The 22,200-nt window shown below is 61.4% G+C and carries 21 protein-coding genes; 5 read left to right on the top strand and 16 right to left on the bottom strand.

Features of this window, described 5'->3' with window-relative positions; translation table 11 throughout:
• Window positions 1–105: 105 nt before the first annotated feature.
• Entirely contained in the window at window positions 106–1,464 is a 1,359-nt protein-coding gene (locus FEZ63_RS18650; protein ID WP_244622882.1) for an NtaA/DmoA family FMN-dependent monooxygenase, read from the bottom strand.
• A gap of 138 nt (window positions 1,465–1,602) precedes the next feature.
• On the opposite strand from FEZ63_RS18650, the gene FEZ63_RS26260 reads away from it, so the two are divergent.
• Entirely contained in the window at window positions 1,603–1,815 is a 213-nt protein-coding gene (locus FEZ63_RS26260; RefSeq protein WP_420846303.1) for a BCCT family transporter, read from the top strand.
• A 184-nt stretch (window positions 1,816–1,999) separates the two neighbouring features.
• Here the strand turns inward: FEZ63_RS26260 and FEZ63_RS18640 are convergent, their stop codons facing one another.
• From FEZ63_RS18640 to FEZ63_RS18610, 7 genes are read right to left on the bottom strand one after another with little or no spacing between them, the layout of a single operon-like run.
• The gene (locus FEZ63_RS18640) at window positions 2,000–3,508 is read right to left on the bottom strand and encodes a M81 family metallopeptidase (RefSeq protein WP_150947274.1); all 1,509 of its coding nucleotides are present in this window, start codon (window positions 3,506–3,508) and stop codon (window positions 2,000–2,002) included.
• Between the two features lie 20 nt (window positions 3,509–3,528).
• Window positions 3,529–4,506 (bottom strand): ABC transporter ATP-binding protein, encoded by a 978-nt coding sequence (locus FEZ63_RS18635; protein WP_150947272.1) that lies wholly within the window; start codon window positions 4,504–4,506, stop codon window positions 3,529–3,531.
• The gene (locus FEZ63_RS18630) at window positions 4,503–5,459 is read right to left on the bottom strand and encodes an ABC transporter ATP-binding protein (RefSeq protein ID WP_150947270.1); all 957 of its coding nucleotides are present in this window, start codon (window positions 5,457–5,459) and stop codon (window positions 4,503–4,505) included. Before FEZ63_RS18630 ends, FEZ63_RS18635 begins: the two co-directional genes overlap by 4 nt.
• A 1-nt stretch (window position 5,460) precedes the next feature.
• Window positions 5,461–6,285, bottom strand: coding sequence for an ABC transporter permease (locus FEZ63_RS18625; RefSeq protein WP_244622881.1), 825 nt, complete (start codon window positions 6,283–6,285; stop codon window positions 5,461–5,463).
• Window positions 6,286–6,307: 22 nt separating this feature from the next.
• A complete protein-coding gene (locus FEZ63_RS18620; protein WP_150947266.1) occupies window positions 6,308–7,234 on the bottom strand; it encodes an ABC transporter permease in 927 nt (308 codons plus the stop codon).
• A gap of 40 nt (window positions 7,235–7,274) precedes the next feature.
• Window positions 7,275–8,858, bottom strand: a complete 1,584-nt coding sequence (locus tag FEZ63_RS18615) for an ABC transporter substrate-binding protein (protein WP_150947264.1) — start codon at window positions 8,856–8,858, stop codon at window positions 7,275–7,277.
• Window positions 8,859–8,908: 50 nt separating this feature from the next.
• Window positions 8,909–9,787 (bottom strand): MurR/RpiR family transcriptional regulator, encoded by an 879-nt coding sequence (locus FEZ63_RS18610; RefSeq protein WP_150947262.1) that lies wholly within the window; start codon window positions 9,785–9,787, stop codon window positions 8,909–8,911.
• 229 nt (window positions 9,788–10,016) lie between these two features.
• Here FEZ63_RS18610 and FEZ63_RS18605 point away from each other — a divergent pair, with 229 nt between their 5' ends.
• Window positions 10,017–11,141: an NAD(P)/FAD-dependent oxidoreductase gene (locus tag FEZ63_RS18605; protein WP_150947260.1), complete on the top strand. Its 1,125-nt coding sequence runs from the start codon at window positions 10,017–10,019 to the stop codon at window positions 11,139–11,141.
• A gap of 244 nt (window positions 11,142–11,385) precedes the next feature.
• Here FEZ63_RS18605 and FEZ63_RS18600 read toward each other — a convergent pair whose 3' ends face one another.
• The gene (locus tag FEZ63_RS18600; RefSeq protein WP_150947258.1) at window positions 11,386–11,760 is read right to left on the bottom strand and encodes a YeaH/YhbH family protein; all 375 of its coding nucleotides are present in this window, start codon (window positions 11,758–11,760) and stop codon (window positions 11,386–11,388) included.
• Between the two features lie 343 nt (window positions 11,761–12,103).
• Here FEZ63_RS18600 and FEZ63_RS18595 point away from each other — a divergent pair, with 343 nt between their 5' ends.
• From FEZ63_RS18595 to FEZ63_RS18585, 3 genes are all read left to right on the top strand, one after another.
• Window positions 12,104–13,567, top strand: coding sequence for a calcium-binding protein (locus tag FEZ63_RS18595; RefSeq protein WP_150947256.1), 1,464 nt, complete (start codon window positions 12,104–12,106; stop codon window positions 13,565–13,567).
• A 149-nt stretch (window positions 13,568–13,716) separates the two neighbouring features.
• Window positions 13,717–14,208 carry a hypothetical protein gene (locus FEZ63_RS18590; RefSeq protein WP_150947254.1) on the top strand — a complete coding sequence of 164 codons (492 nt, stop codon included), beginning with the start codon at window positions 13,717–13,719 and terminating at the stop codon, window positions 14,206–14,208.
• Between the two features lie 306 nt (window positions 14,209–14,514).
• Window positions 14,515–15,345: an outer membrane protein gene (locus FEZ63_RS18585; protein WP_150947252.1), complete on the top strand. Its 831-nt coding sequence runs from the start codon at window positions 14,515–14,517 to the stop codon at window positions 15,343–15,345.
• 48 nt (window positions 15,346–15,393) lie between these two features.
• Here the strand turns inward: FEZ63_RS18585 and FEZ63_RS18580 are convergent, their stop codons facing one another.
• Genes FEZ63_RS18580 through FEZ63_RS18550 form a run of 7 tightly spaced genes read right to left on the bottom strand, consistent with a single transcriptional unit; the run spans window position 15,394 to window position 22,009 of the window.
• Entirely contained in the window at window positions 15,394–16,308 is a 915-nt protein-coding gene (locus FEZ63_RS18580) for a TonB family protein (RefSeq protein WP_150947250.1), read from the bottom strand.
• Complete coding sequence (locus FEZ63_RS18575) at window positions 16,305–16,751, bottom strand: ExbD/TolR family protein (RefSeq protein ID WP_150947248.1); 447 nt, start codon at window positions 16,749–16,751, stop codon at window positions 16,305–16,307. Before FEZ63_RS18575 ends, FEZ63_RS18580 begins: the two co-directional genes overlap by 4 nt.
• On the bottom strand, window positions 16,751–17,452 hold the full coding sequence (locus FEZ63_RS18570; protein ID WP_150947246.1) for a MotA/TolQ/ExbB proton channel family protein: 702 nt from the start codon (window positions 17,450–17,452) through the stop codon (window positions 16,751–16,753). Before FEZ63_RS18570 ends, FEZ63_RS18575 begins: the two co-directional genes overlap by 1 nt.
• Window positions 17,453–17,461: 9 nt before the next feature.
• Window positions 17,462–17,896, bottom strand: a complete 435-nt coding sequence (locus FEZ63_RS18565) for a Tat pathway signal protein (RefSeq protein ID WP_150947244.1) — start codon at window positions 17,894–17,896, stop codon at window positions 17,462–17,464.
• The gene (fhuF, locus tag FEZ63_RS18560) at window positions 17,893–18,642 is read right to left on the bottom strand and encodes a siderophore-iron reductase FhuF (protein ID WP_150947241.1); all 750 of its coding nucleotides are present in this window, start codon (window positions 18,640–18,642) and stop codon (window positions 17,893–17,895) included. Before fhuF ends, FEZ63_RS18565 begins: the two co-directional genes overlap by 4 nt.
• On the bottom strand, window positions 18,639–19,922 hold the full coding sequence (locus tag FEZ63_RS18555) for an MFS transporter (protein ID WP_244622880.1): 1,284 nt from the start codon (window positions 19,920–19,922) through the stop codon (window positions 18,639–18,641). The genes fhuF and FEZ63_RS18555 overlap by 4 nt, the downstream gene beginning before the upstream one ends.
• On the bottom strand, window positions 19,919–22,009 hold the full coding sequence (locus FEZ63_RS18550; RefSeq protein WP_244622879.1) for a TonB-dependent siderophore receptor: 2,091 nt from the start codon (window positions 22,007–22,009) through the stop codon (window positions 19,919–19,921). Before FEZ63_RS18550 ends, FEZ63_RS18555 begins: the two co-directional genes overlap by 4 nt.
• Window positions 22,010–22,200 lie beyond the last annotated feature (191 nt).

Raw genomic sequence — 22,200 nt, 5'->3', positions numbered from 1 at the left:
CTTTTCCGAACTCCGCTTATCACGATTACGCAGAGTTTCGGAAGTACTTTATCGACCGCATCGCTCAGGGATGTGCGGTCGTCCTGTCACCAAACGTGGGAAGGCTCAGGCAGATCTAGTGTCGACGCCAATTTCGCTACGGAAACCGTCATGTCGATACTTGGTTCGCATCAATCCACGGCGCTGCAACTCTGGGACCACCGCACGCGTGAATTCCTCGAAACTTCCCGGGAAATGAGTCGGTGTGACGACAAATCCGTCGCAGGCTTCGGAGACGAACAACTGCTCGAGCTGATCGGCGATCTCCGACGCGGTGCCGATGAGGCGCGGCGTGGATGAACTCTGGGACAGTTTGGCCGCAACCTCGCCGAGCGTCCAGGTATGATCGGGCCGCTCGTCCACAACGCGCTGCAGCCATGGTCGCGCCGCGCCCGCATCGACTGCGGTGCGACCGTCCTCTGCTCTCAGCACCTCCTCGATCGGCGTCGCGAGATCATAGGAGGCGAGGTCCATGCCGAGCATGGCGGAGAAAAAGGCGCGCGCCATCTCGGGATGAATCAGGCGATCGAGATAGGCCGCGCGCGCCTGCGCGATTTCCGTCGTCTCGCCGATGATCGGCTGCACGGCAGCGAGAAGCTTGATCGGCGTGTCCGCCCTGCCGAAGCGCGCGGCCCGGGCACGAATATCACGGCGCAACTCCCTCATGCCGTCAGCGTCGCTCTGAATGGCGAAAACCACGTCTGCCCAGCGGGCGGCAAAGTCCCGGCCGCGCGGCGAGACCCCGGCCACCATCAGGACCGGCCCCGCACCGGGTCCGCGCGGCAGGGAGAGCGGCCCGCGAACTTTGAAGTAGGCGCCTTCGTGGTCCAGGCGGTGGATCTTGTCAGGGTGGGCATAGAGGCCGCTCGCCTGATCGCGCACGATCGCGTCCTTGTCCCAGGATGTCCATAACCTGGTGCACACGTCCACGACCTCGTCGGCCCGGTCGTAGAGCTGCGCGTGGTCGAGCACGGGATGATGCCCGAAATTATAGGCGTTGCTTTCACCCGCCGACGTAACGACGTTCCACGCGATGCGGCCTTCGCTGAAGTGGTCGAGCGTCCCGAAGATGCGCGCCAGGTGATACGGCTCCATGTAGGTCGTGGAGAGTGTGATGGTGAATCCCAGATGGCGCGTCGCGGCGATCATGGGGGCGACGAGATGCGAGGGATCGTGCCGCACAGCGCCGACCGCGCCGTATTTGAGCAGCGCGTCGTGGTCGCCCTTCGGACCGGTCGGAACAGAAAGGGATTCGGGCACGAAGGCGACATCGAAGCAGCCCCGTTCGAGGGTTCGCGCCACGTTCTCGTAGACGGCACGATCGCAGAAATCCGTCTCGCTGTACGGATGTCTCCACATCCCGCCAAAATGGCTTCCTGGCACGAGGATGTAACCAGCGAGCATCATGTGGCGCGGCATGTTCATCTCAGGTCCTGTGCGGAAAACGATCGAACGTCGGCGACAGACGCGATCGACGGAGTTGTCGGTATGATGCCGTAGAGGTGCCATGGAGCCGGGTCCCCGGTCCGCCGCGGACTGTAGACGATTTCCGCCTCCAGGCAATTGCCGTGCGGATTGAATTCTTCTCTCCGTGCGCAGGGGAGACCTGACGCATCTGGTCGGTGCGGCCGTGGGCGCTATGTCTGGGCGCTTGCCTGTGGCGGCGTCGCTGCGTGCCTGCTCCTCGCGGGAGGCCTCCCCGCCGTGCAAACGGCAGCGGTGATTGCTGATCTGCCGCTCTCCGTCGTGATGCTCGTCATGTGCTGCGGCATCTAGAAAGCATTACGGGACGAGGTCTCCATGAAGGTCAGCGGGCTGTTGCCGGCGGCGGGCCGAAGTATTTCTGACGCGGGGCGGGCGTGGATATGACATTGACGGTTACGAGGCCGAACAGGTCATCGCCGATGTGATCAACCACTACGACCGCTTCCGGCACTATCTCTATTCGACCACGACCTGATCAGCTCGTGCGCGGCCCAAGCTGCAGGCCTCGGTCCAGCGGGAAGATTGGTCTTTGCACATTGACATAGGGCAGCTTGCTCAGATCCGGTGTACAGAGCGCCCCGCTGTCGCAGACGATGACCTCGCCGGCGATTGGCTCGAACGCGGCGCGGAAATGCTGCATCGACTTCAACGCGACGATCGATTTTTTAACCGGGTCGATCCCGAAGGCACGAAACTGCTGCAGATCGAGCATCTGATTGGGAATCGATACGACCAGGATGTCGATACCGCCAACACGTATCACCGCAGTTGGCCCCCAACTGCTTTTGAGACCGCCAGCCATCGGGCCGTCGCCGATGTACGCGCCATCGCTTAGCAGCATCACCTGGCCAGCCAGATCGAGCGGGCCGCCGCCGAAGCGTGGATCCGTTTTCCCGCCGAGGCGAACAGAGACCGTGTCTCCCACCTTTCCTCGATGGAGCACGGCCGCCGTCTCCGCGTCGACCATCGGTCCAAAGCAGGCATCGGTAACCGCCGCATCGAGCAACGCGCGCAACAATTCCGTCGAGTCGCCATAGCCGCCGCCGCCAGGGTTATCCGCATAGTCGGCGACAATGATCGGGCCTCTGGTCTTCCGGTAGGCCTTGCAGATCGAAGCCGCTTCATCGACCGAATGGTAAGTGTTGAGGCTCTCCAAGCGCCTGTCCCAGATATCATCGGCGATGCTGTCCGCGAAGCGCCGGTGGCGATCCATGTCGCCTTGCGCGGTCACGAGCACCGTCGGCCCCACCTCTGCGATATCGGCATTGCCGAACGCTCCGTTGACGCTGACGGCGAACACATCCGGATCGGCTTCATAGGCGCGTGCCTTGGCGATCCGCTCGATCATCGGCCCGATGTCGGTGCGCCCGCCGTTGATCTCCTCCAGCATCGGGCGATGGACGCGAAGGGTTTTTGGCCTGATCTCCCCGGCCATGGTCCGCCGCAGGATCTCGGCTGCCTGGCGGGCGCAGTCGCGCATGTCCACATGAGGGTAGGTCTTGTAGGTGACGATGATATCGGCAAGTTCGCACATCTGGCGCGTCACGTTCGCGTGCGGATCAAGCGTGATGCCGATCGGCATGTCGGGGCCGACCACCGAACGCAGGCGTCGGAGCAACTCGCCCTCGCCATCCTCGCAGAAGTCGGTCACCATCGCACCGTGGAGACTGAGAAGAATGCCGTCGAGTTGATCCTTGTGAGCCCGGGCGGCGCCGACGATCACATCGGCCACGCGGTCGAACGCATCGCGTGTCACCCGCCCGGCGGGCTGCGCCGCGGTGCTGATGGTATGGATAGTCTTCCAATCGTGTTTCCGCGCCACGTCGAGAAAGCCGGCAATGCCAGTGTTCGAATTCCCGCGCTCATTCTCCGCTTGGCCGCCGAGATACCAATAGCGTTCGCGAAAGGCGGCGTGATCCGTTGGACGACAGCTGAAGGTGTTGGTCTCGTGCGAGAACTCACCGGTCAGGACCGTGAAAGACATGTAAAGCCTCCATTGGGCGGTTAGTCGATGGGGTGATGGCAGGCGATCGCGTGGTCGTGACGATCTTTCGACAATTCAGGCCGCTCCGTGCGGCAGAGGTCCGAAGCGTGCTCGCATCGTGCCGCGAAAGCACATCCTGCCGGAAGATTGAAGGCGCTGGGAATCTCGCCGCTGAGCTTCGTGACCACGCGCCGGAGGGTGGGATCCGGCTCGAAAGTGCTCTCGACGAGGGCCCGCGTGTAAGGGTGCCGCGGCCGGGACTCAGCGCTCGGAAGGATCTCGACGATCCGTCCCAGGTACATCACCACGATGCTGTCGCAGAAATAGCGGACCAGCCCTAGATCGTGCGAGATGAAAAGGTAGGTCAGTCCGAGATCCCGGCGCAACCTCTCAAGCAGTGCGATGATCTGTGCCTGAATCGAGACGTCGAGGGAGGCAGTGGGCTCATCGAGCACCAGGAACGATGGATCGAGCGCCAACGCGCGCGCGATGCCGACGCGTTGCTTCTGACCGCCGGAAAGCTGATGCGGATAATTATCGGCGATCGTGACGCTCAAGCCGACGATGTCCAACAGGTGCTCGACCTTCGTTCCTGCCTCGGCAGCGCTCAGCCCGACGCCCTGGATACGAAAGGGTTCGAGCAGCGCCTCGCGAATCGTGTAACGGGGGTCGATGGCGGAGTAGGGGTCCTGAAACACCATCTGCATGCGGCGACGGAGTTTACGAAGCTGGCCGCCGTTCAGCGACGCGAGATCGACGCCCTCGAACCTGACGGAACCCTCGCTGGCGTCGATGAGACACAGGGCGAGCCGGGCCAATGTCGACTTGCCACAGCCGGATTCCCCGACCACGCCGGTGACCTTTCCTCGCGGAATATCGAGTGAAACGTCGCTGACCGCGCGAAGCACGCGAGGCGACGAGAAAAGTCCGCTTCGACTGCCGAATTCGCGGCTCAATCCACGGATCGAAACGAGCGGTGCGGGTGTGGAGTCAGTCACCGAGCGCCCTCACTGAAATGGCATGCAACCATCGATGCGCCGTCAACCTCCATCTCCGGTGGCTTCTCGGCACAGACCATTTGGGCGAGATCGCAGCGTGGGTTGAACCTGCATCCGGGTGGATAGTCGAGAACTCCCGGAACGTTGCCTCTTATTCCCTTCAGGCTCCCGCGCACCTGTCCCGGGCGGGAAATGCAGCCGATCAGGTCGCGCGTATAAGGATGCCGGGGCGAGGCGAAGATCGGTCCGACCCGGTTGCTCTCGGCGACACGTCCCGCATAGAGGACCACCACCCGGTCGCAGGCCTGCGCGACGACGCTCATGTCATGGGTGATCAAAATCAGGGCGAGGCCCCGATCGCGGACGAGATCGACCATGATCTGGATGATCTGCGCCTGGATCGTGACATCGAGCGCCGTGGTCGGCTCATCTGCGATGATGAGCTCCGGATCGGCAGCAAGCGCCATAGCGATGACGATGCGCTGCTTCATGCCGCCAGACAGCTGATGGGGATACTGGCCGTGCACTGTCGCGGCCTCGGGAACTCGCAGCTGCTGCATCAGCTCGATGCTGTGCTTCTTTGCCTGCGAATCGGAGAACCCGAGATGCATCCGGGACACCTGGTCGATCTGTTCGCCGACCCGCAGAATCGGATCGAGCGAGGTCATTGGATTTTGCGTGATTAGTGCGATCCGGCGTCCCCGCAGACGACGATACTCGTTCTCACCGAGGCCGGCGAGATCGATCCCGTCAAAGTGCAACGTGCCGCCGGTGACACGGCCGCCGATGAGCGGAAGAAGGCCCATGATGGCCATGGCGGTCAACGATTTCCCGGATCCGGATTCACCGACGACTCCAAGAATTTCACCTTTGTCGAGGTCGAAAGAGATGCCGTCCAGCGGTCTAAGGCGGCTGATAGAAACGGCGAGGTCGCGGACCGCGAGGAGTGGCATATCAGCTGTCCCTCAATCGGGCGCGAATATCCAGCGCTTCGATCACCTCGTCGCCGAACAGGTTGATGGCGATGACCGTCAGTGCAATTGCGAGCCCTGGAAAGATGATGATCCACGGCGCGATGAAGATTGTCGCCGTTCCGCTGCTCATCATCGCTCCCCAGCTGGGAGTGGGAGGCTGTGCCCCAAGGCCGAAGAAGCCGAGCGTGGCTTCGAGGATGATCGCATCTCCGGTTGCGAGCATCGCGGCGACGAGAATCGGCGTCAAGGCATTTGGGATGAGATGGCGGAAGAGAACATGGCCATGGGTCGCGCCCAGATTGATGGTGGCTTCGACATAGGTTTCCGTTTTCAGCGCCATGATCTGCGAGCGTGTCAGGCGTGTGAACTGCGCCAGGTAGGCGATGCTGATGGCGATCGCCGTACTGTGAAGTCCCGGACCGATGATCGCGATGAAAATAAGCGCAATAAGAATTTCCGGGAATGACCATGTGAGGTCGACCACCGCCGTCACCGCGCGATCGAATGTGCCGCCGAAATAACCTGCGGCCGCTCCGAGGCTCGTGCCGACGAGAACCGAGATGCCGATGGACACGACCCCGACGGTGAGCGACGTGCGTGCGCCATAGATGATCCGTGAGAGAAGATCGCGGCCGAACTCATCGGTGCCGAGCCAGTGAATCCAGGATGGCTCCTGGTTTGCCGCTGACAGGTTCTGGATGTCGTACGCGTAAGGTGCGATCCAGGAAGCCAGCACCGCGCAGAGAATGACCGCGATGAGGAAAGCGGCGGAGACGCCACCTTGCGTCGTTCGAAGGACCTTCACGAGCGTTCCGGCATGTCTCATCTCAGGTGGCCCTTTCGCGGACCCGCGGGTCGAGCGCCGCCTGCAACACGTCGCCGAGCAACGTGCCAAGCATGACCGCGATTGCCAGCATCAGAAGACAGCCCTGAACGACCGGATAGTCGCGCTGGTTGAGCGAGGTGATGAGCAACGACCCCAGACCCGGTCGCGCGAACACGAACTCAACGGTGACGGCGCCGCCGAGGATCCAGCCGATGCGGAGGCTCAGGATGGTCAGGACCGGCAGCAGCGCATGACGCAGAACATGGCGCAGTTGAATATTGGCGCGAGAAACGCCCTTGGCATGAAGCATCAGAACAAAATCCTTGCGGCTGATGTCGATCATTGCCGCACGTGTCACGCGGGCGACGAGTGCTACACCCCCGAGTCCGATGGTCAGAGCCGGAAGAACCAGCGCGCTGGCGCTTCTGGCGCCGGAGACGGGGAACCAGCCGAGTTGGACGGCAAATAACAGGATCATCAGCAACCCAAGCCAGAAACTCGGAACGGTGGAGCCGAGCAGGATGATCAGCATGACCGACCGATCGAGCCAGCTGTTTTTGAAAATGGCGGCGAGCGCGCCGGCGCCGATGCCCACGAGGGTCGAGAAGGCCAGCGCAAGACCGCCCAGCGCGAGACTGTAGGGCATATTCTGAGCGATGAGGTCCGCCACAGGTCGGCGCAGGATGATGGCGTCGCCGAAATTGCCTGACAGCGTATTCTGCAACCAGATCAGATATTGCACGAGGATCGGCTTAGCGAGACCGTATTTCGCGCTGAGCGCGGCCTGCTGCTCGGGCGAGGAGCCGACCTGCATCAGGTGCTCAAGCGGGTCGCCAGGAACCAGGTGGACGATCATGAAGATGATCAACGACACGGCGAGGAATACCGGGATGAGCAACAACAGTCGCTTGATGATGAAGGTGAACATCCCGGTACTCTTTGAGATTGGCGCCTGCGGCTAAGGAGGCTTACTTCTTCACGTCGATGTCGACGACCACATGGCTTTGGAAACGGCCGCGAACTTTCTCCGGAAAGGTGAGCTTCTCGTCGTTGTAGGCAAGGTTTGCGACCGGCTGGTAGATCGGCGCGAATGGAAACTGCGACAGCACGTATTCATGATAGGCCTTGAAATTGGCCACACGCTCATCCCATGTGCGCGACTTGGTCATCGCGATGTTGTTCAGTTCCTCTGCCTTGGGGTCGTTCAGCATCGAGATGTTCGGATAGCCGAGGCGTTTCGCGCTGAAGAACCAGTCGATGATGTCGGCATTCGCCCACGAATAGGTGCGAACGGCGAGCTGGTGCTCGGTTTTCTTGCGGTATTGAGCATTGATGGTGCTGGCATCGAAGACCGTGATGTCGGCCTGCATGCCGATCGCCTTCAGTTGAGCCTGGACGACCTCGGTGACGCGCTTGAATTCGGTGCCGTTCTGCGTCCAGAGCTTCACCTGCAGCGGTTTTCCGTCCTTTGCGCGAATGCCGCCGGAGCCCATCGTCCAACCGGCCTTGTCGAGCAGCGCCTTCGCCTTTTCCGGATCATAAGCGATGTTGAACTTGGGATCGACCTTCGATTCCAGCAAGGAGCTGATCAGGAAGGTGTTCGCGGGCGAGCCGACACCTCCGAAAAGATTGGTGGTGATTTCTTTCTGGTTGACGGCCAAGGCGGCGGCCTGCCGAACATTGACGTCGGTGAAAGGCTCCACCGAGGTGTTGATCGGCATGTAGATGATTTCAGTTCCCGGGAGCGTCACGACCTTGACGGATTTCTGTCCCTTGAGGCGTGGCAGGAAGTCGGTCGGGACCTTGAGGAGAAGATCGACGCCGCCGGTCTGCAATTCGAGGAAGGCAGTGGAATCCTCGGCGATTTCGCGGATCTCGAGATTCTTGATCTTGGCCGGACCCTTGTTTGTCGACAGATCGGACGCCCATTTATAATCATCGTTGCGAACGAGCATCGTCTGCTGGCCGACGGTAAACTTCTCGAGTTTGAAAGGGCCGGTTCCGACGGCTTCCGTCACGCCGAATTTGTCCCCGAGCCTATCGTAGGCCTTCGGCTCAGGCACACTCATGAACGTGCTGGCGAGATTGAAGAGCATGTTCGGGTCCGGCGTCTTCATGACGAACCGCACCGTCAGATCATCCACCACCTCCACCTTCTCGATCGAATCGACCATGAAGGAGTTTTCAGTGCCCTTGAATTTTGGAATCCACCACGCGATGGTTTTGGCGTTGAAGGGCTCGCCGTTGTGGAACTTGACCCCAGGGCGCAACTTGAATGTCCACTGCATGCCGTCCGGCGTGGACTCCCACGAGGTGGCGAGAAGTCCGTGGTAACTCTGGTCGGTGTCCTGAACCACGAGTCGATCGAAGATCAGCGAGATCGCGTCGTTGAGTCGGGTTCCCTTGATCGGGTCGTAGCTTGGCGCTCCGACGTCGCGTGCGGTGAGGACGAACACGGCGTCCTGGGCAAGAGCAGCGCCAGGCAGTGTTATGAGACCCATACTGAGGAGTGCTGATCCGGATAGTAGAGCGGCTTTGATGAGAGTTCTCATGGTCGACAGTTCCCTTTTGTTTTCTCTGGATCGGATCGTTTTTTGCGTTTTCAGACTTCTGGCCCCGACGAGTCGGCAACGTATCCGGTAAATCGGCTGTAGAGCGTCGAGACCTTGTTCATCCGCTCTTCGACGCTTGGGCCGATCTCGATGAAGACGCCGTTCATCAGCAGGTTGGTCAGGCTCGCCATCTGTGCGGTCGAGTCCCAAAAGAGATTGAACTCGGTCGGTACGACCAGCATGTCATCCACCAAATCGCGACCCCAATCGCAGAACGCGTCCGTGATGAGCGTCGTCGGAATGCCACTGTCATGGGCTTCCTTGGCCAGTAGCCGCGCCATTCGCGAGTAGCGCCGCGCCTCGAAGAGCACGAGGCAGACTTCGTTGTTGTCGGCCAGCAGAAGCTCGGAGAAGTTACCGCCCGCAAGGTCCATGAGATGGACGCGGTCGCGGAGATATTGCAATTGATTGGCGAAGAACTGCGCCATGCCGCGCTCGGTCTGAAACCCTGCCACATAGACTGATTTGGCGGTCACGAGCCGCTTGACGGTTCTCTTCCACTCATCGGTGCGCGCCAGTTCGTAAACGGCGACGAGCCCGGCCATTTCGAGCTGCAGACTCCGAGCAAGCTGATCTTCTCCCGCCAACGTGCGCTGCTGAAATTCACGCAGACGATCACTGATCAGCCACGGCCGATCACCGATATCCTGCCGGAGCTGTTCCTTCAGGTCCTTGAAACTCTGATATCCGATGGTTCGGCAGAAACGCCCGACGGTCGGCTCGCTCACTTCGACTTTCGCCGCAAGGGTGGCTGCGGTCTCGAACGGAATGCTGCTCAGTTTCGCCAGCATGTAGCTCGCGAGTGCCCGGTCGGCCTTGGATCCCGCCGTCGTGCAATCCGTCAGCCGTTGGCGAACCGTTTTTTCCACGCGCACCCTTTCCTAAACCGAAAGTCAGCAAGCAATATTTCTATCATTCGGTCAATCTATTTTATTTTTCTTGCAAAAACGGGAAGGATGATGTCTTGAGTCGCGCTGCTTGCTGCAAGCTTGGCACGCGAAGACGTTCGACTTCGCGAGGGAGCGTCGAGCGCAGCGAAATCGGAAATCAGAGCCCTGCGGGAGCGCGGTCGTCGCTTCGGCTCAAGAGTGGTCCACGATGCAGTTTGATTATCTGGTGATTGGTGCGGGAGTCTCTGGCGCATCAGCGGCTTTTGAACTGGCGGCGAGCGGCTCAGTGGCGCTGATCGAGGCGGAGAATGTTCCAGGCTATCACAGCACTGGCCGTTCTGCGGCGCTCTACACCCGCAACTACGGGGTGCCGATTGTCCAGCGCATCAACGCGGCGAGCCACGATTTTTTCATGAACCCGCCCCCCGGTTTCGCCGAATATCCTCTGCTGACGCCGAGGGGGTCGCTGACGGTTGCCGGGCCCGGCGACGAGGACCGGCTGGAGGCGGTCCTTGCCCTGTCTTCGCCTGGCAACGCAATCGAGCTCATCCCGGCGGCGCAGGCGTTGTCGCTCGCCCCGGTGCTGCGTCCTGAGCAGGTGGGGGCAGCCGCCCTCGAGGGCGGCGTGATGGATATGGACGTTGCAGCCCTCCATCAGGGCTACCTTCGCGGCCTGAGGCAGCGGGGTGGGACGATTACCTGCGGCAGCCGCGTCGAGCGCTTGGAGCGACGCGGCGGATTGTGGGTTCTGACAGCAGCCGATGTGACCATTTCGGGCCGGATCATCGTTAACGCCGCCGGAGCCTGGGCTGACGAGATCGGCGCGATGGCCGGAGCCGTCCGCCTGAACCTAGTTCCAAAGCGGCGCACCGCGATCCTCATCGATTCGCCAGCGGGACTGGAACTCGGCACAATGCCGGCCGTCGAATTCATCGACGGCGAAGCCTATTTCAAACCTGATGCCGGCAAGATCATGGCGTCACCGGGTGATCAGACACCGGCGGCCCCCCACGACGCACAGCCCGAAGAATGGGACGTTGCCGTTCTGGTCGATTGGCTGGAAAGTCGAACGACGCTCTCGATCCGACGCATCGCTCATAGCTGGGCCGGTTTGCGCTCCTTCGTCGATGACGAGGTCCCGGTTGTGGGGTTCGATCGTCAGGCGGAGAATTTCTTCTGGCTGGCGGGGCAGGGCGGCTTCGGCATCATGATGGCTCCTGCCCTCAGCAAGGCAGCGCGCAACTTGATCGTGTCGGGTATGCTTCCTCTTGAACTGCGCAACAGAGGAATAGAGGAGCGTCACCTTTCCCCAGACCGTCTCCTCAACGCCTGATCGCGCTCCTCGCGTATGATGCGCTCAACCATGCTGGCGTGATGCGCCAGGACTAGGTGCGAACTGCGCGGGCAAGGGGGCGTCGGCGGAACTCACCATCTTTATCGCTGCGTGGCGGGCAATCCCTTCATTCAGGGTTCTCGCGACAATTGACTATGGATCATTCGGCCACGCTTCGAGAGCCGATAGCCACTTTGCAGGCTTTCGGTCAGCCCCAGTTCCTTGAGCTGCCCGATCTTGCGTTTCAGCGCTGGCTTTTCAATCCCGAGATCGTCGGCAATCTCGCCAGCGGTTCGCCCGTCTTGCTCGGCAACATTCGGAGCGCCTTCACCGTCCACGGGCCTGCACGGCTTTTCTGGTCGAGAGCGGCGAGCCGGTCCCGCAACTCGCTCAGTTCTTCAACGCCGAGGTGATCGTCTTGGCGGAGAATTTCACGCGGGTCCGGTCCCGCCGGATGAAATTCGATCCGGTAGAACCTGCCGTCTCCGTTTCGAAGATCGGCAAGCGGGACCCCGCGCGAAACGTATCCCGCTCGCCGAGCTTCCTCGCCTGAAATATCCTCTGGCTCGATGGCCACAACGCTATCAATGGCGAGGACACCGATCGCTGTGCGCAACACCCCACCAGCTCGGACCGTGGCCTGGTCCAGCGCCGGAACGCGAGCGTCACATCGCGAGCCTTGATCCGATCGAGGACTGTCTTCTTGAACAGCATTTCAATCATCCATCCCGAAGAAGCTCGCCAGTCCGGTAAAGCGAGGTTTTCGCGTTCGACGTTAGCGGCTCACATCAGCAACGTCGCAGAATAGGCCGGCAACGCTCCCGCCAAAGCGATTATGTCCGAACCCATCTTCGATGTCCTGGTAATCGTCGATAAAGCCAAGACACAGAAACGCGGTGGAGAAGTAACAATCTCTGCGCGCATACTGCCGTGTACGGACTGAAACGCCAATCTTAGCCAGAATGCACAATGTGCCGGCGGTTAACGGGAACTTCGCGAACTTATCGGTGGTTCTTTACAGCATCAGGGAGCAAAGCAGCAGAGCCTCCCCGCGAGGATCGACAATGCCAACGATAATTGCGATCGAATCGAAGAACGTCACAGAATTTGGTATTCAGTTTCCATTCGAGCATCTCTATCTCGTCAAGCGAACGACGGATGCGGCCGGGAACGTCATCGACGAGAGAGTCATTCGCGGCAACCCGAGCGATGGGGGCGCGTTGACCGCGCGGGCGGACATTCCCTTAGCCCTTTCGGACGATGCACGCGGTGATGAGACACTCGTGCAGCGTCACCACAGGGTGCTTAACCTTGGCGGACGAGATCCGGAGGCGGTCTGGAATCTGATGGTTCAGCACGCTCGGAATATCAACCTGGCGGACTTAAACTACAGTTTGGATATCGCTGGTTTCTTTCCTGGGGCCGACGTGAACAGCAACACGGTCATCGGATCGGCGCTGCACACCGTCGGCATCGACATTGCGGGAAACCTGCCCCGGGGGATCACCGCCCGAGACGTGCCGCTCTACAACAAAATCGGCGACATGATCGTCAACGACTTGCTTCTCGGCGGTGCTCAAGCCGACAGGATTTTTGGCGGCGTCGGCAGCGACCGCCTGGAGGGCAGGGACGGCAATGACCGGCTCTACGGTGAAGCTGGGGTCGACGCACTTGTCGGCGGTTCAGGCAACGATGCGATGATCGGTGGCCTCGGACCCGATCGGATGAGAGGGGGCTTGGGCAGCGATGTCTATGTTGTCGATGACGTTGGCGATCGCGTGATCGAATCGAGCATCGACGCCGCGGCGGGAATCGATCGAATCAACGCAACGGTCAGCGTCAATCTCTCCCGATCCGACCTCGCCGGCGTGGAGAAATTGCAGTTCGGCGGAACCGGCGACGTTGCCGGGAGAGGCAATAGCCTCGGGAACGTCCTGCTCGGCAACCGTGGTGATAACCGGCTCTCCGGCGGTTCAGGCGATGACACCGTCGCCGGTGGATCTGGCGACGACCGTCTGTTCGCGGGACTCGGGAACGACAGTATGCGGGGTGGGCCTGGAAGGGACACTCTCGACGGTGGGCAAGGCCAGGATGTGATGTCGGGTGGGACTGGTGCGGATGTGTTTGTCTTTAGACGAGCCTATGAAAGTCCGGCTGGCATCGCGACTGATCTGATTACCGATTTTTCGACCGTCGATATCCTCGACCTGCACGGCATTGATGCAGATGCGACGGTCGCGGGCAACCAAGCTTTCGTTTTCATTCGGAACGCGGGCTTCAGCGATGCTGGGCAACTTCGGTTTGAGCAGGACTCGGCCGGCAACACCATAGTGCAAGCCGACGTCAACGGTGACTTGGCTGCAGACTTCCAGGTGACTTTGCGGGGTTACATGCAGGCCGTTTCACCGGGAGATTTCATCCTCTGAGACGAGTACGCTTCGGTGACGCACTAGCGGCGTCATAGAGACCTGGCCAACCACAGAGTTGGTCCAGGACGGCGCGGCGGTGAGAGGCTGTCGAGCCCTCATCAGATGTGAACTACCCGCTCTTGACGTCGTGGGGCTGCGGGGGGTCGATGGAAGGCTCGCCGGGTAGTTATCCCGACGATCGCCGGGTTTCCACGATCAAGGCTCGCAAGGAAGGCCAGTATCTCATCGCCAACTACGCCAATAACGGCCCGTACGATGCTCTGATCCGCATCGATCCAAAGGCTGCGGAGCTGACGAGCGCGGACGTGTTCCAAGTGCCTGGCGGACAGGCTGTGTGCCAGTTTGAGGCGGCGTCCCATGGAAAGCGTGTCGTCAATCTTACAGCCGACGGCAGGCTGAGGGTTTATGACAGCGCTCCGGAGTGGAAGCAGGTGGTGCAATTCGATGCGGTCCCGGCCTTCGACTGCGCCTCCGGCGCCAGAACGCCAACCCCTGCGCTAACTCTCGTGGGAGAGAGCGCCCTCGTCAGTGATCCGGTCAATAAGCGCATCCGTGAATACAGCTTGGGCAGCCTCCACCAAGGCCTGGATTTGCCGGTCGACGGGCTGCCGGCGAACCTCGCTAGCGGCGGTGGCTAGTCCCGATTGACCCAGCAGCCAGACGACGTGTTCCGGCGGGCGATTCCGGGAAGCCCCGCAACCGATTCGCCATAGCCTCGCATGAGACCTTCTGGGACAGGACGGCTAACCGCCTCGTGCCATCATGCTGGAAGCAGCCCACGTGCCATCGTCGCCTAGCATGCCGGGGCTTTCGTTGAATGAGATCGCGGTGTCGACGGCCAGCCTATAGTTCAATCGACGTTGCTTTAGAAATTGAATTTATTCACCAACGTCGAATATAAACTTCAACGACTCGGTTTTTTTGACGATGATTGGGGGTTAAACATGAAGACGCTGCTTGCGCTGACGACTATCGCCGGCCTGTCCTGGACTGCCGCGGGTCTCGCGGCCGATCTTCCAAATCGCACCTATGTCGCCCCTGCGTCGGTCGCGCCCGCATTCACCTGGACGGGCTTCTATGTCGGCGTCAATGCCGGCTATGTCTGGAGTGAGAGCCGGACGCGCTACGACTATGCTCTCTCCGACCCGGCCGATTTTGCCGAGTTTGACGCGCTCGGCCTCGTGCCGCCGAGTCTGGGCCGTGACAGTGACGGCTTCATCGGTGGCGGCCAAATTGGCTACAATTATCAGATGGGCCAGTTGGTCCTTGGCCTCGAGGCGGACCTACAATATCTCGACGCTGGTCAGCGCGACTCGCAGGCAACGACGTTGAGCGACGCCTTCGGCACCGCGACCGTCACGACCTCCGCCCGATCAAGCATTGACTGGCTCGGCACCGTCCGCGCCCGGGCGGGTTTCGCCTTCGATCGCGCCCTGTTGTACGCGACCGGCGGCCTTGCCTATGGGCGGACGAGGGACCATTCCAGCATCCATTCCGTCGGCTTTGACGACGACGGCTCTTTCGACGGCCTCTGGACGGGAGGCAAGAACGATGCCCGCGCCGGCTGGGTCCTTGGCGGCGGCGTCGAATACGCGATCACCCAGAACGTGACGGCGAGGGCCGAATACCTCTACTACGATCTCGGCAAAACCAACTACGTCCTCGCCGGCACGTCTACCGATTCGGATGACGAGTTCCTCGGTGCGACCGCCGCGCGCGAGACGAATGGCAGCATTGTTCGCGCCGGTCTGAACTGGAAGTTCTCGAGCTTTTGAAAGACCCAGCCAACCGCGAGCCCGAACGTGGTGACAAGTACGCTGCCCTCATCGGAGGTTGAAGCGAAGCGGAACCGAGAAAGTGAATTGCTGTTGCGGAATGGTGTTTGGCGCTGGCGGCAGGCTGGTTCCGGGAGCGGCCGTCGCCAACGCGGCCTGATCCAAGACCGCATGACCCGTGCCGCGCACCAGTGAGGCGCCGGTGATGCGGCCGGAGCGCTGCATGGTGAAGCGAATGGTTGCAACGCCGGAGATCCCTTGCAGGCGGGCCGATTCCGGGTAGCGAAGACGCTGCCTTAGAGCAGAGGCCAACTGCGCCGCATAGCGGTTGAGCACGTTGGGATCGGCCGCGGCTGCAGCGCCGCCCGTGTTCTCGGCCGAGGATGATCTCTGCCCGTCCCGTGGAACCGAAGGGGCGGCTCTCTGTTCCGCTGCTCTGCGCGGGACAGATGCTTTGCGTTCGGCCTTCTTCTGCACGGGCAGCTTCGCGGGGGGATGCTCTTCCTCCAGCGGCTTTGCGACGACAAGCTCCTCGGGAGGCGGCTGGGCGAGAGCGACGTCCGCTTCGGCGATAGGCGATGCCTCGGTGGGCGGAATCTCGGCCACGGAAACAGATTCGATCGCTTCTTCGAGCTGGACCGAGTTCATCTCCTGAATTTGCTCGGGCGGCAAAGTCTCGGCAATGACTGGATCAGGCGGCCGGACTTCCGGCGCTTCGGAAACGACTTCGGGCATCGACGCTTCAGCTGGGCTTTGGGAATCGGCGAACTCCATGGCAGGCGCGAGATCAATCGTGATCTCCTGCTCGCCCGGTGGGCTTTCGACCTCCCTCGCAGGCCAGAATGCCAGGGCCGCCAACGCCCCGGCATGGAGGGTTAGCGCAACCAGAAACGCGGCAGTCAGGCCCCGTTGCGCGCCCACCATTTCGCTCGAAGCCTCCTTCGGCATGACGCTGGACCTCACGGCGCCGAATTTCCACCCGGCGCCTGCGCGATCAGCGAGACCTTGCTGAAGCCTGCCGCGCTGACCTGGCCCATGATCTCGATGACACGGCCATACGGAACGCTGCGATCGCCGCGCACGAGCACGATCTGGGTCGGATCCTGGACGGCGAGCTCCTTGAGACGCGGCAGGATCGTGTTTTGGGCTAGGTGCTCCTTGCCGAGGTAAGGCTCGCCGCTCTCGTCAATGCTGATGACCACTGGCTGTTTCGGTTGCGCGATTTTTGCCGCCGCGGTCTTCGGCAACTGCACCGGTACGCCGACCATCATGAGCGGGGCCGCCACCATGAATATGATGAGCAGCACCAGCATGACGTCCACCATGGGCGTGACGTTGATCTCGGACAGAGGCGCGCCGCCGAACTCGTCGTCAGGCTCGCCAGAGCGGATTGGTCCCACGCCCATTACTCGGCGGCCTCCGCTCTGAGATGGGGCTTGCGGTCGCGCGCCAGGCGGTCACCGAGGGCGGTGATGCCGGCTGCAAATGATTGCTGCACGCGACCGAGATCGGCCGTCAGCTTGTTGTACGCGATCACCGCCGGTATCGCGGCCACGAGGCCGATCGCAGTGGCGAACAGGGCCTCGGCGATGCCGGGCGCCACGACCGACAGGCTCGTGTCCTGGCTCTTGGCGATCGCTGAGAAGGAATTCATGATTCCCCATACGGTGCCGAACAGCCCGATGAAGGGCGCGGCCGATGCCGTCGTCGCGAGGAAAGCCAGACCCGACTGAAGTCCACGCAGGTCGAAAGCCAAAGCAGCGCGCATGGCGCGCTCGATGCGCTCGCGCCGCTCCGCCCGGCTCTCGGAAGGGTCCTGATCACGCCATGCTTCTTGGCCGGCAACGACAATCCGGCCACCAAGTTCTTGGGTTCCCGCAAGTCTCTGCATTCCCGGCAGAAGCCGTTCGCCCGCCCGTGCCGCCTTTTCGAATGCACGCGCCTGCCGGCGCACAAGCGCGAGGCGCAGGAGCTTGTCGATAATGATCGTCCAGCAGCCGAGGGATGCGAGAACGAGCAGGATCATGACGCCTTTGACGACCGGATCGGCCTGAAGAAACAAACCGACAAAGGACAGATCATGCGGAGTGGTTGCAAACTCATTCATGGCTTTGCCTCACTTTTCGAGCGGAACGGCGGCGACCTTGGAAGCCGTTTCGATCATCGCCAGGCACTCCTCGCGAGAATTGGTACCGCTCTCGCATGCCATCACTTCGTTGAGCAGGATGCGCCCGAAGCGGGGACATGCGAGCCCCGCGAAATCGAACACTTTGATATGCGTCTTCTTCTCGGAGATTGGTCCGACCTCAACAGCGAGGCGCTTCGCTGCGACGCCATCGGTGTCGAGCGCAAACAGATCAAGCTTCAGGGAACGCCAGCTTTCCGCTCCCCGATTGTCGATGAGGAAATAGGCGCGACAGTTTTCGCCTGCGGCCTCGAGCTTGTTGAGCTCAAGCCGGATGCGGGTTTCCTGCGCGGACGTCGGAAGGGCGGCTGTGATGGTCGCGCCAATCACTGCAACGAACCATAATTTGTTCAGAGCATCTTTCATTTACAAACCTCATGTTTCTTTGTCCGCTGGAGTGCTTCTTGCGGGAGCGGGCAGAGATCGCCGCAATCCTCCATCCCCGGCAGCAGGTAGCGCAGGCAGCAAACCTTTCGCCGTCGCACCGCCTGCTCATCGCGTTGATGCCATTGCACCGCGCCTTGCATCGGATTGCGTCTGCCGCATCCCTGGAACTGGCTTTCCAACAGAGCGCGACCCTCGGCGAGAGCCACCGGGCTGGCATTGTCGAACGCCGCAGCTTGCTGGAGAGTCCACTCGAAAACCGTTGCGGCGTTGGTCCAAAGGAGGCGTTTGGACATGCCAAAATGATGCGCAAAGTGCTCAATCAGGGGATCGATATGGCCGTCGAAGAGGCGCGCGAATCGATCCGCGACGGAGAGGCGGCAGGCCTCGCCACCATCGGGCAGAACAATCGAAGCCGTGCGTCCATCATGATGGAGCGCGATACCGACGCGATCCAGTTCAACCGGCAGGTTGCGATCAAGCAGCGTTGCGGCCGCGGTCGTGGGGATGACAAGGGCACCGAAATGCCACTGCGTCCACATGGAGACGAGTGCTCGGCGATCGCCGCCAGGATAAGTCGCCGCGTAGCGGCTCATCAATTCGCTCGTCACGCGGCCGTCGAGCAGGTCGGATCCTCGAATTGAAGAGCCGTGTTCGCTCGCAAGCGCAAGGCCGTCCTTGTACCAGAGGAAGGCGCCGGTGAAGCAGGGTGCGAGCGAGGATATCATGGTGACGAGGCTCCCGCCTGCCGAACGAACTCGCCTTCGATCTTCCCGCTTGTTCGATCCGCGCGCGTGAGCCGGATGACGGCAGGAACAGCGGCCATGGCGAGAGCGGCGGCAACCCCGAAGCAGGCGCCGTACCCGAAATGCTGCGAGAGCCAACCCGAGCCGATTCCGCCTGCCATGCTGACAAGTGCGTCCATGCATTGCAGGAGCGTGAAATCGATCCCGGCCTGACGAGGGTCCGAAAGCGCCATGAACTGCGCGTATAACGCGACGAAGCCGAGCGCCATGATGCCGGAGGAGCTTGCAAGCGCCAGGCCCAGCAGGAGCAGTCGGGGTGCCTCGCCCGCCCATGCCGCAGCCGCAAGGCCGGACAGGGCGGCGGCTTGCAGCACAAGTGCAAGGAGCATGACCGACCGCGCGCCCCAAAGGCGCACGAGTGCGCCGCCGAGAAGCGCAAAGGCAAAGCCGACAATCATGCCGCCGATCCCGTTGACGATGCCGAGCGACGCGAGGTCCAGACCCGAATCGACCAGGAAGGGTCCGAGCATGCTCATGGCCCACTTTTGGGTGACCGCGTAGATGGCCGCGAGCGCGAGGCCCTTGCGCATATCTGCGCGGCCAAGCGCGCTGCGGAGCGAAGGTTGATGTGTGCGCGCGCCGGCCGGAATCCGCACAGGCGACAGGACGAAGGGTAGCCCCAGCAGCACCAGCAGGATTGCCATGACTATCATGGCGTAGGTCCAGTCGGTGCCTGCGACGAGCAGGAGGAATAGTCCCGAGCCGATCGCCGCGCCGAGATAGGCGCCCCCGACCTGGGCGGCATTTCCCCAGCCATGATGGCGCTCTGACAGGCTCTCCACCGCATGACCGTCGCAGGCGATGTCGACGGTGGCAGTCGCGAAGGCAATCACCATGAGCACCGCCATGAGCGGCACGAAGTGCGTCGGGCCGATCAGCCCCGCAGCGACGAGGCCGATCGCCGAAATGAGCCCTCCGACGAGGACGATTGAGCGGGATCGGCTCGCGCCCGTGCGCGGCAGGCGGTAACGTTCCAGTGCCGGCGCCCATAGAAACTTCAGCACCCATGGCAGAACCGCCAGATAGGTGAGGCCGATCTGGTCGAGTGGAAGACCCTGGTCGCGCAGCACGCTCGGGAGGGCGCCGAATGTCACTCCGCTGATAATGCTTTGGCCCACATACAACCCACCTATGGCCAAGACCACCATGGTGGGATAACCGGAGCCCTGCGTGACCGGGGCTTTCGCGATTGTTCTTGTCACCAGCGGTACCGCAGGCTGGCGATGACCTTTCGGCCTTCGTCGAAGTAGCAATACCCGGACGTGCAAACCTGGCTGACTTCGTCGAGCAGGTTCGTTGCGTTCACCTGAACGCGCATGCCCTTCAAGCGGGGATTGAGGTTCTCAAGGTCGTAGCGGAGCGCCGCATCGAGGTAGGTGCGCGGCTCATTGTCGAGGATGGCGCGGTTGAGATTGTCGCCGAGGCTGGAGCCGACATAGCGCATGCCGCCAGCGAGGCCGAGCCCTTTTGCTGGTCCTTCCTGAACGGTGTAGTCGAGCCAGAACGAGGCCATGTGGTAAGGCACGCTCGTCAGCCGGTTGCCTTCCGTCTCCGGCGTCAGTTTCAAGATGCGCGCGTCGTTGTAGGAGTAGGATGCCTGGACGTTGAGGCCATCGTTCAGCGATGCGACGCCCTCGATCTCGAAGCCCTGCGACCGCAGGTCGAGCTGCACCTGCCGGTTCAAGCCATCGACGACCTCATAGACCACCGCGTTGTCCTGACGCAAATCAAAGATAGCGGCGCGGAGCGATGCGTTGGTGCCCGGCAGGTCATATTTGACCCCGAGTTCGATCTGCTCGCCGGTTGTCGGTTCAGCGACGCCGCCAGTGAGAACTGTGCCAGGGTTCGGCGTGAAGGAGGTGCCGTAGCTCACATAAGGCGCCAGCCCGAAATCGGTGACATAGCCCAAGGCAGCGCGACCCGTGAACCTCTTGTCGTTCCGATCGTACTGTGCTCCGCCGCTCTTGAAGCTGCTGGTGAGCCAATCGTGGCGGCCGCCAAGCGTCAGGCGCCAGTTCTGCCACTTGAGCTGGTCCTGAATGTAGACTCCCGTCAACGTCTGCGTCTGGCGCGACGAATAGAGGAGGGACGGATCAATCCCGATCGGAACGCCGCCAAAACCTTCCTTCGAGCGATAGCTCAGACGGCTCACGTCCAGTCCGGTGAGGATGGTGTGGTCGACTGTCCCCGTACGCAGTCGGGTTTCGAGGTTTGTGTCGGTGACGAGGCCCCAGTTGTTCTCCCGGACGAGGCCGGCATCCCCCACAGAGACATATTCCTGGTTGGTGCCGAGCGCAGAGAACCGCGCGTTCTGGCGCAGCGTGAACATCTCGTTGAAGCGATGTTCGAATTCGTAGCCGATCCGCCCTTGCTTCTGCCGGAAGTCGTTGTAGCGCTTGTCGCCTGCGAACACTTTGGTAGCGCCGGTCGACTTAAAGGTGATGTTGCCCTGGCGGTCGACGTAAGGACCGTAATCGTTCACGTACGCGGCGGTGCCACCTGTCGTCGAATCCATGTACTCGCCGAGGACCGTCAGGCGGGTCGCATCGGTAGGCTGCCATGTGAAGGCCGGAGCGATGAATATCCGGTCGTCCTTGACGGCCTTGATCTCGGTCCCAGCTTCGCGCACGAGACCCGTCAGTCGGAACAGCAAGGTATTGTCCGCCGTCACCGGGCCGGACAAATCGAAATTGCCTTGAATGCGCCCGAAAGACCCGGTCTGCACTTCGACTTCCCTGAACGGGATTTTCGTCGGCCGTTTGGAGATTAGGTCGACGATACCGCCAGTGCTGCTCGCGCCATAGATGGAAGCCGCCGGCCCCCTGAGAATAGTGATTGCTTCCAATCCATAAGGTTCGAGCCGGAACAGGCCGTTGGGGCTGTTGACCTGCCGCAATCCGTCGCGGAACACCCCGGTGTAGGTGACATCGACGCCGCGGATCGAGAACGCATCGTAACGCGGATCGAAGCCGTAGCCGCCCGTGCGAATTCCGGGCGTATAGGCCACCGCGTCGAGAAGCGTCTGAGGTTTGCGATCCTCGAGTTGCTCCTGCGTGACGGTCGAGACCGACTGCGGCGTCTCGAGCAACGGGGTGTCGGTCTTGGTGGCGCTGCGGCCGGAGGTGGCGACATAACCGTTCGCCGTGATCGCGCGCCCTTGCTCCCCGCCCGGGGCTTGAACGGCGATTTCCTCCAGCTCGATGGTGCGTGTCCTGCTCGACTGCGCAAGAGCGTCATTTGAAACGAGAACCAGAGCGGATGATGCCAGCAGAGCGAGCGAAAATTTCACGACGCAACCCCAAAAACGAGCGATGACGTGCGCCTAGCAGAGCATGTAAAGGAAAGTCAAACGTTCTAGTTTTTAACTAGTTCAATGTAAAACTGCACTTTAGAAGGTTTCTATTTTTTCATCGTAAGATTTACCCGCAAAACTCTCAGGTCATTGCTTGACCACTGGCGCTTTTCAGCTTAGAGGACCAC

This window comes from Microvirga brassicacearum (genome assembly GCF_008757455.1).
GTDB lineage: Bacteria > Pseudomonadota > Alphaproteobacteria > Rhizobiales > Beijerinckiaceae > Microvirga > Microvirga brassicacearum.
This window is presented reverse-complemented; position numbering and strand designations above follow the sequence as displayed.

Bases quoted from the DNA above. Each gene is read 5' to 3' on its own strand.
- FEZ63_RS18650 (WP_244622882.1), bottom strand. From the start codon at position 1,464: ATGAACATGCCGCGCCACATGATGCTCGCTGGTTACATCCTCGTGCCA.
- FEZ63_RS18595 (WP_150947256.1), top strand. From the start codon at position 12,104: ATGCACAATGTGCCGGCGGTTAACGGGAACTTCGCGAACTTATCGGTG.
- FEZ63_RS18565 (WP_150947244.1), bottom strand. From the start codon at position 17,896: ATGAAAGATGCTCTGAACAAATTATGGTTCGTTGCAGTGATTGGCGCG.
- FEZ63_RS18620 (WP_150947266.1), bottom strand. From the start codon at position 7,234: ATGTTCACCTTCATCATCAAGCGACTGTTGTTGCTCATCCCGGTATTC.
- FEZ63_RS18575 (WP_150947248.1), bottom strand. From the start codon at position 16,751: ATGGGCGTGGGACCAATCCGCTCTGGCGAGCCTGACGACGAGTTCGGC.
- FEZ63_RS18570 (WP_150947246.1), bottom strand. From the start codon at position 17,452: ATGAATGAGTTTGCAACCACTCCGCATGATCTGTCCTTTGTCGGTTTG.
- FEZ63_RS18585 (WP_150947252.1), top strand. From the start codon at position 14,515: ATGAAGACGCTGCTTGCGCTGACGACTATCGCCGGCCTGTCCTGGACT.
- FEZ63_RS18640 (WP_150947274.1), bottom strand. From the start codon at position 3,508: ATGTCTTTCACGGTCCTGACCGGTGAGTTCTCGCACGAGACCAACACC.
- FEZ63_RS18590 (WP_150947254.1), top strand. From the start codon at position 13,717: ATGGAAGGCTCGCCGGGTAGTTATCCCGACGATCGCCGGGTTTCCACG.
- fhuF (WP_150947241.1), bottom strand. From the start codon at position 18,642: ATGATATCCTCGCTCGCACCCTGCTTCACCGGCGCCTTCCTCTGGTAC.
- FEZ63_RS18605 (WP_150947260.1), top strand. From the start codon at position 10,017: ATGCAGTTTGATTATCTGGTGATTGGTGCGGGAGTCTCTGGCGCATCA.
- FEZ63_RS18630 (WP_150947270.1), bottom strand. From the start codon at position 5,459: ATGCCACTCCTCGCGGTCCGCGACCTCGCCGTTTCTATCAGCCGCCTT.
- FEZ63_RS18615 (WP_150947264.1), bottom strand. From the start codon at position 8,858: ATGAGAACTCTCATCAAAGCCGCTCTACTATCCGGATCAGCACTCCTC.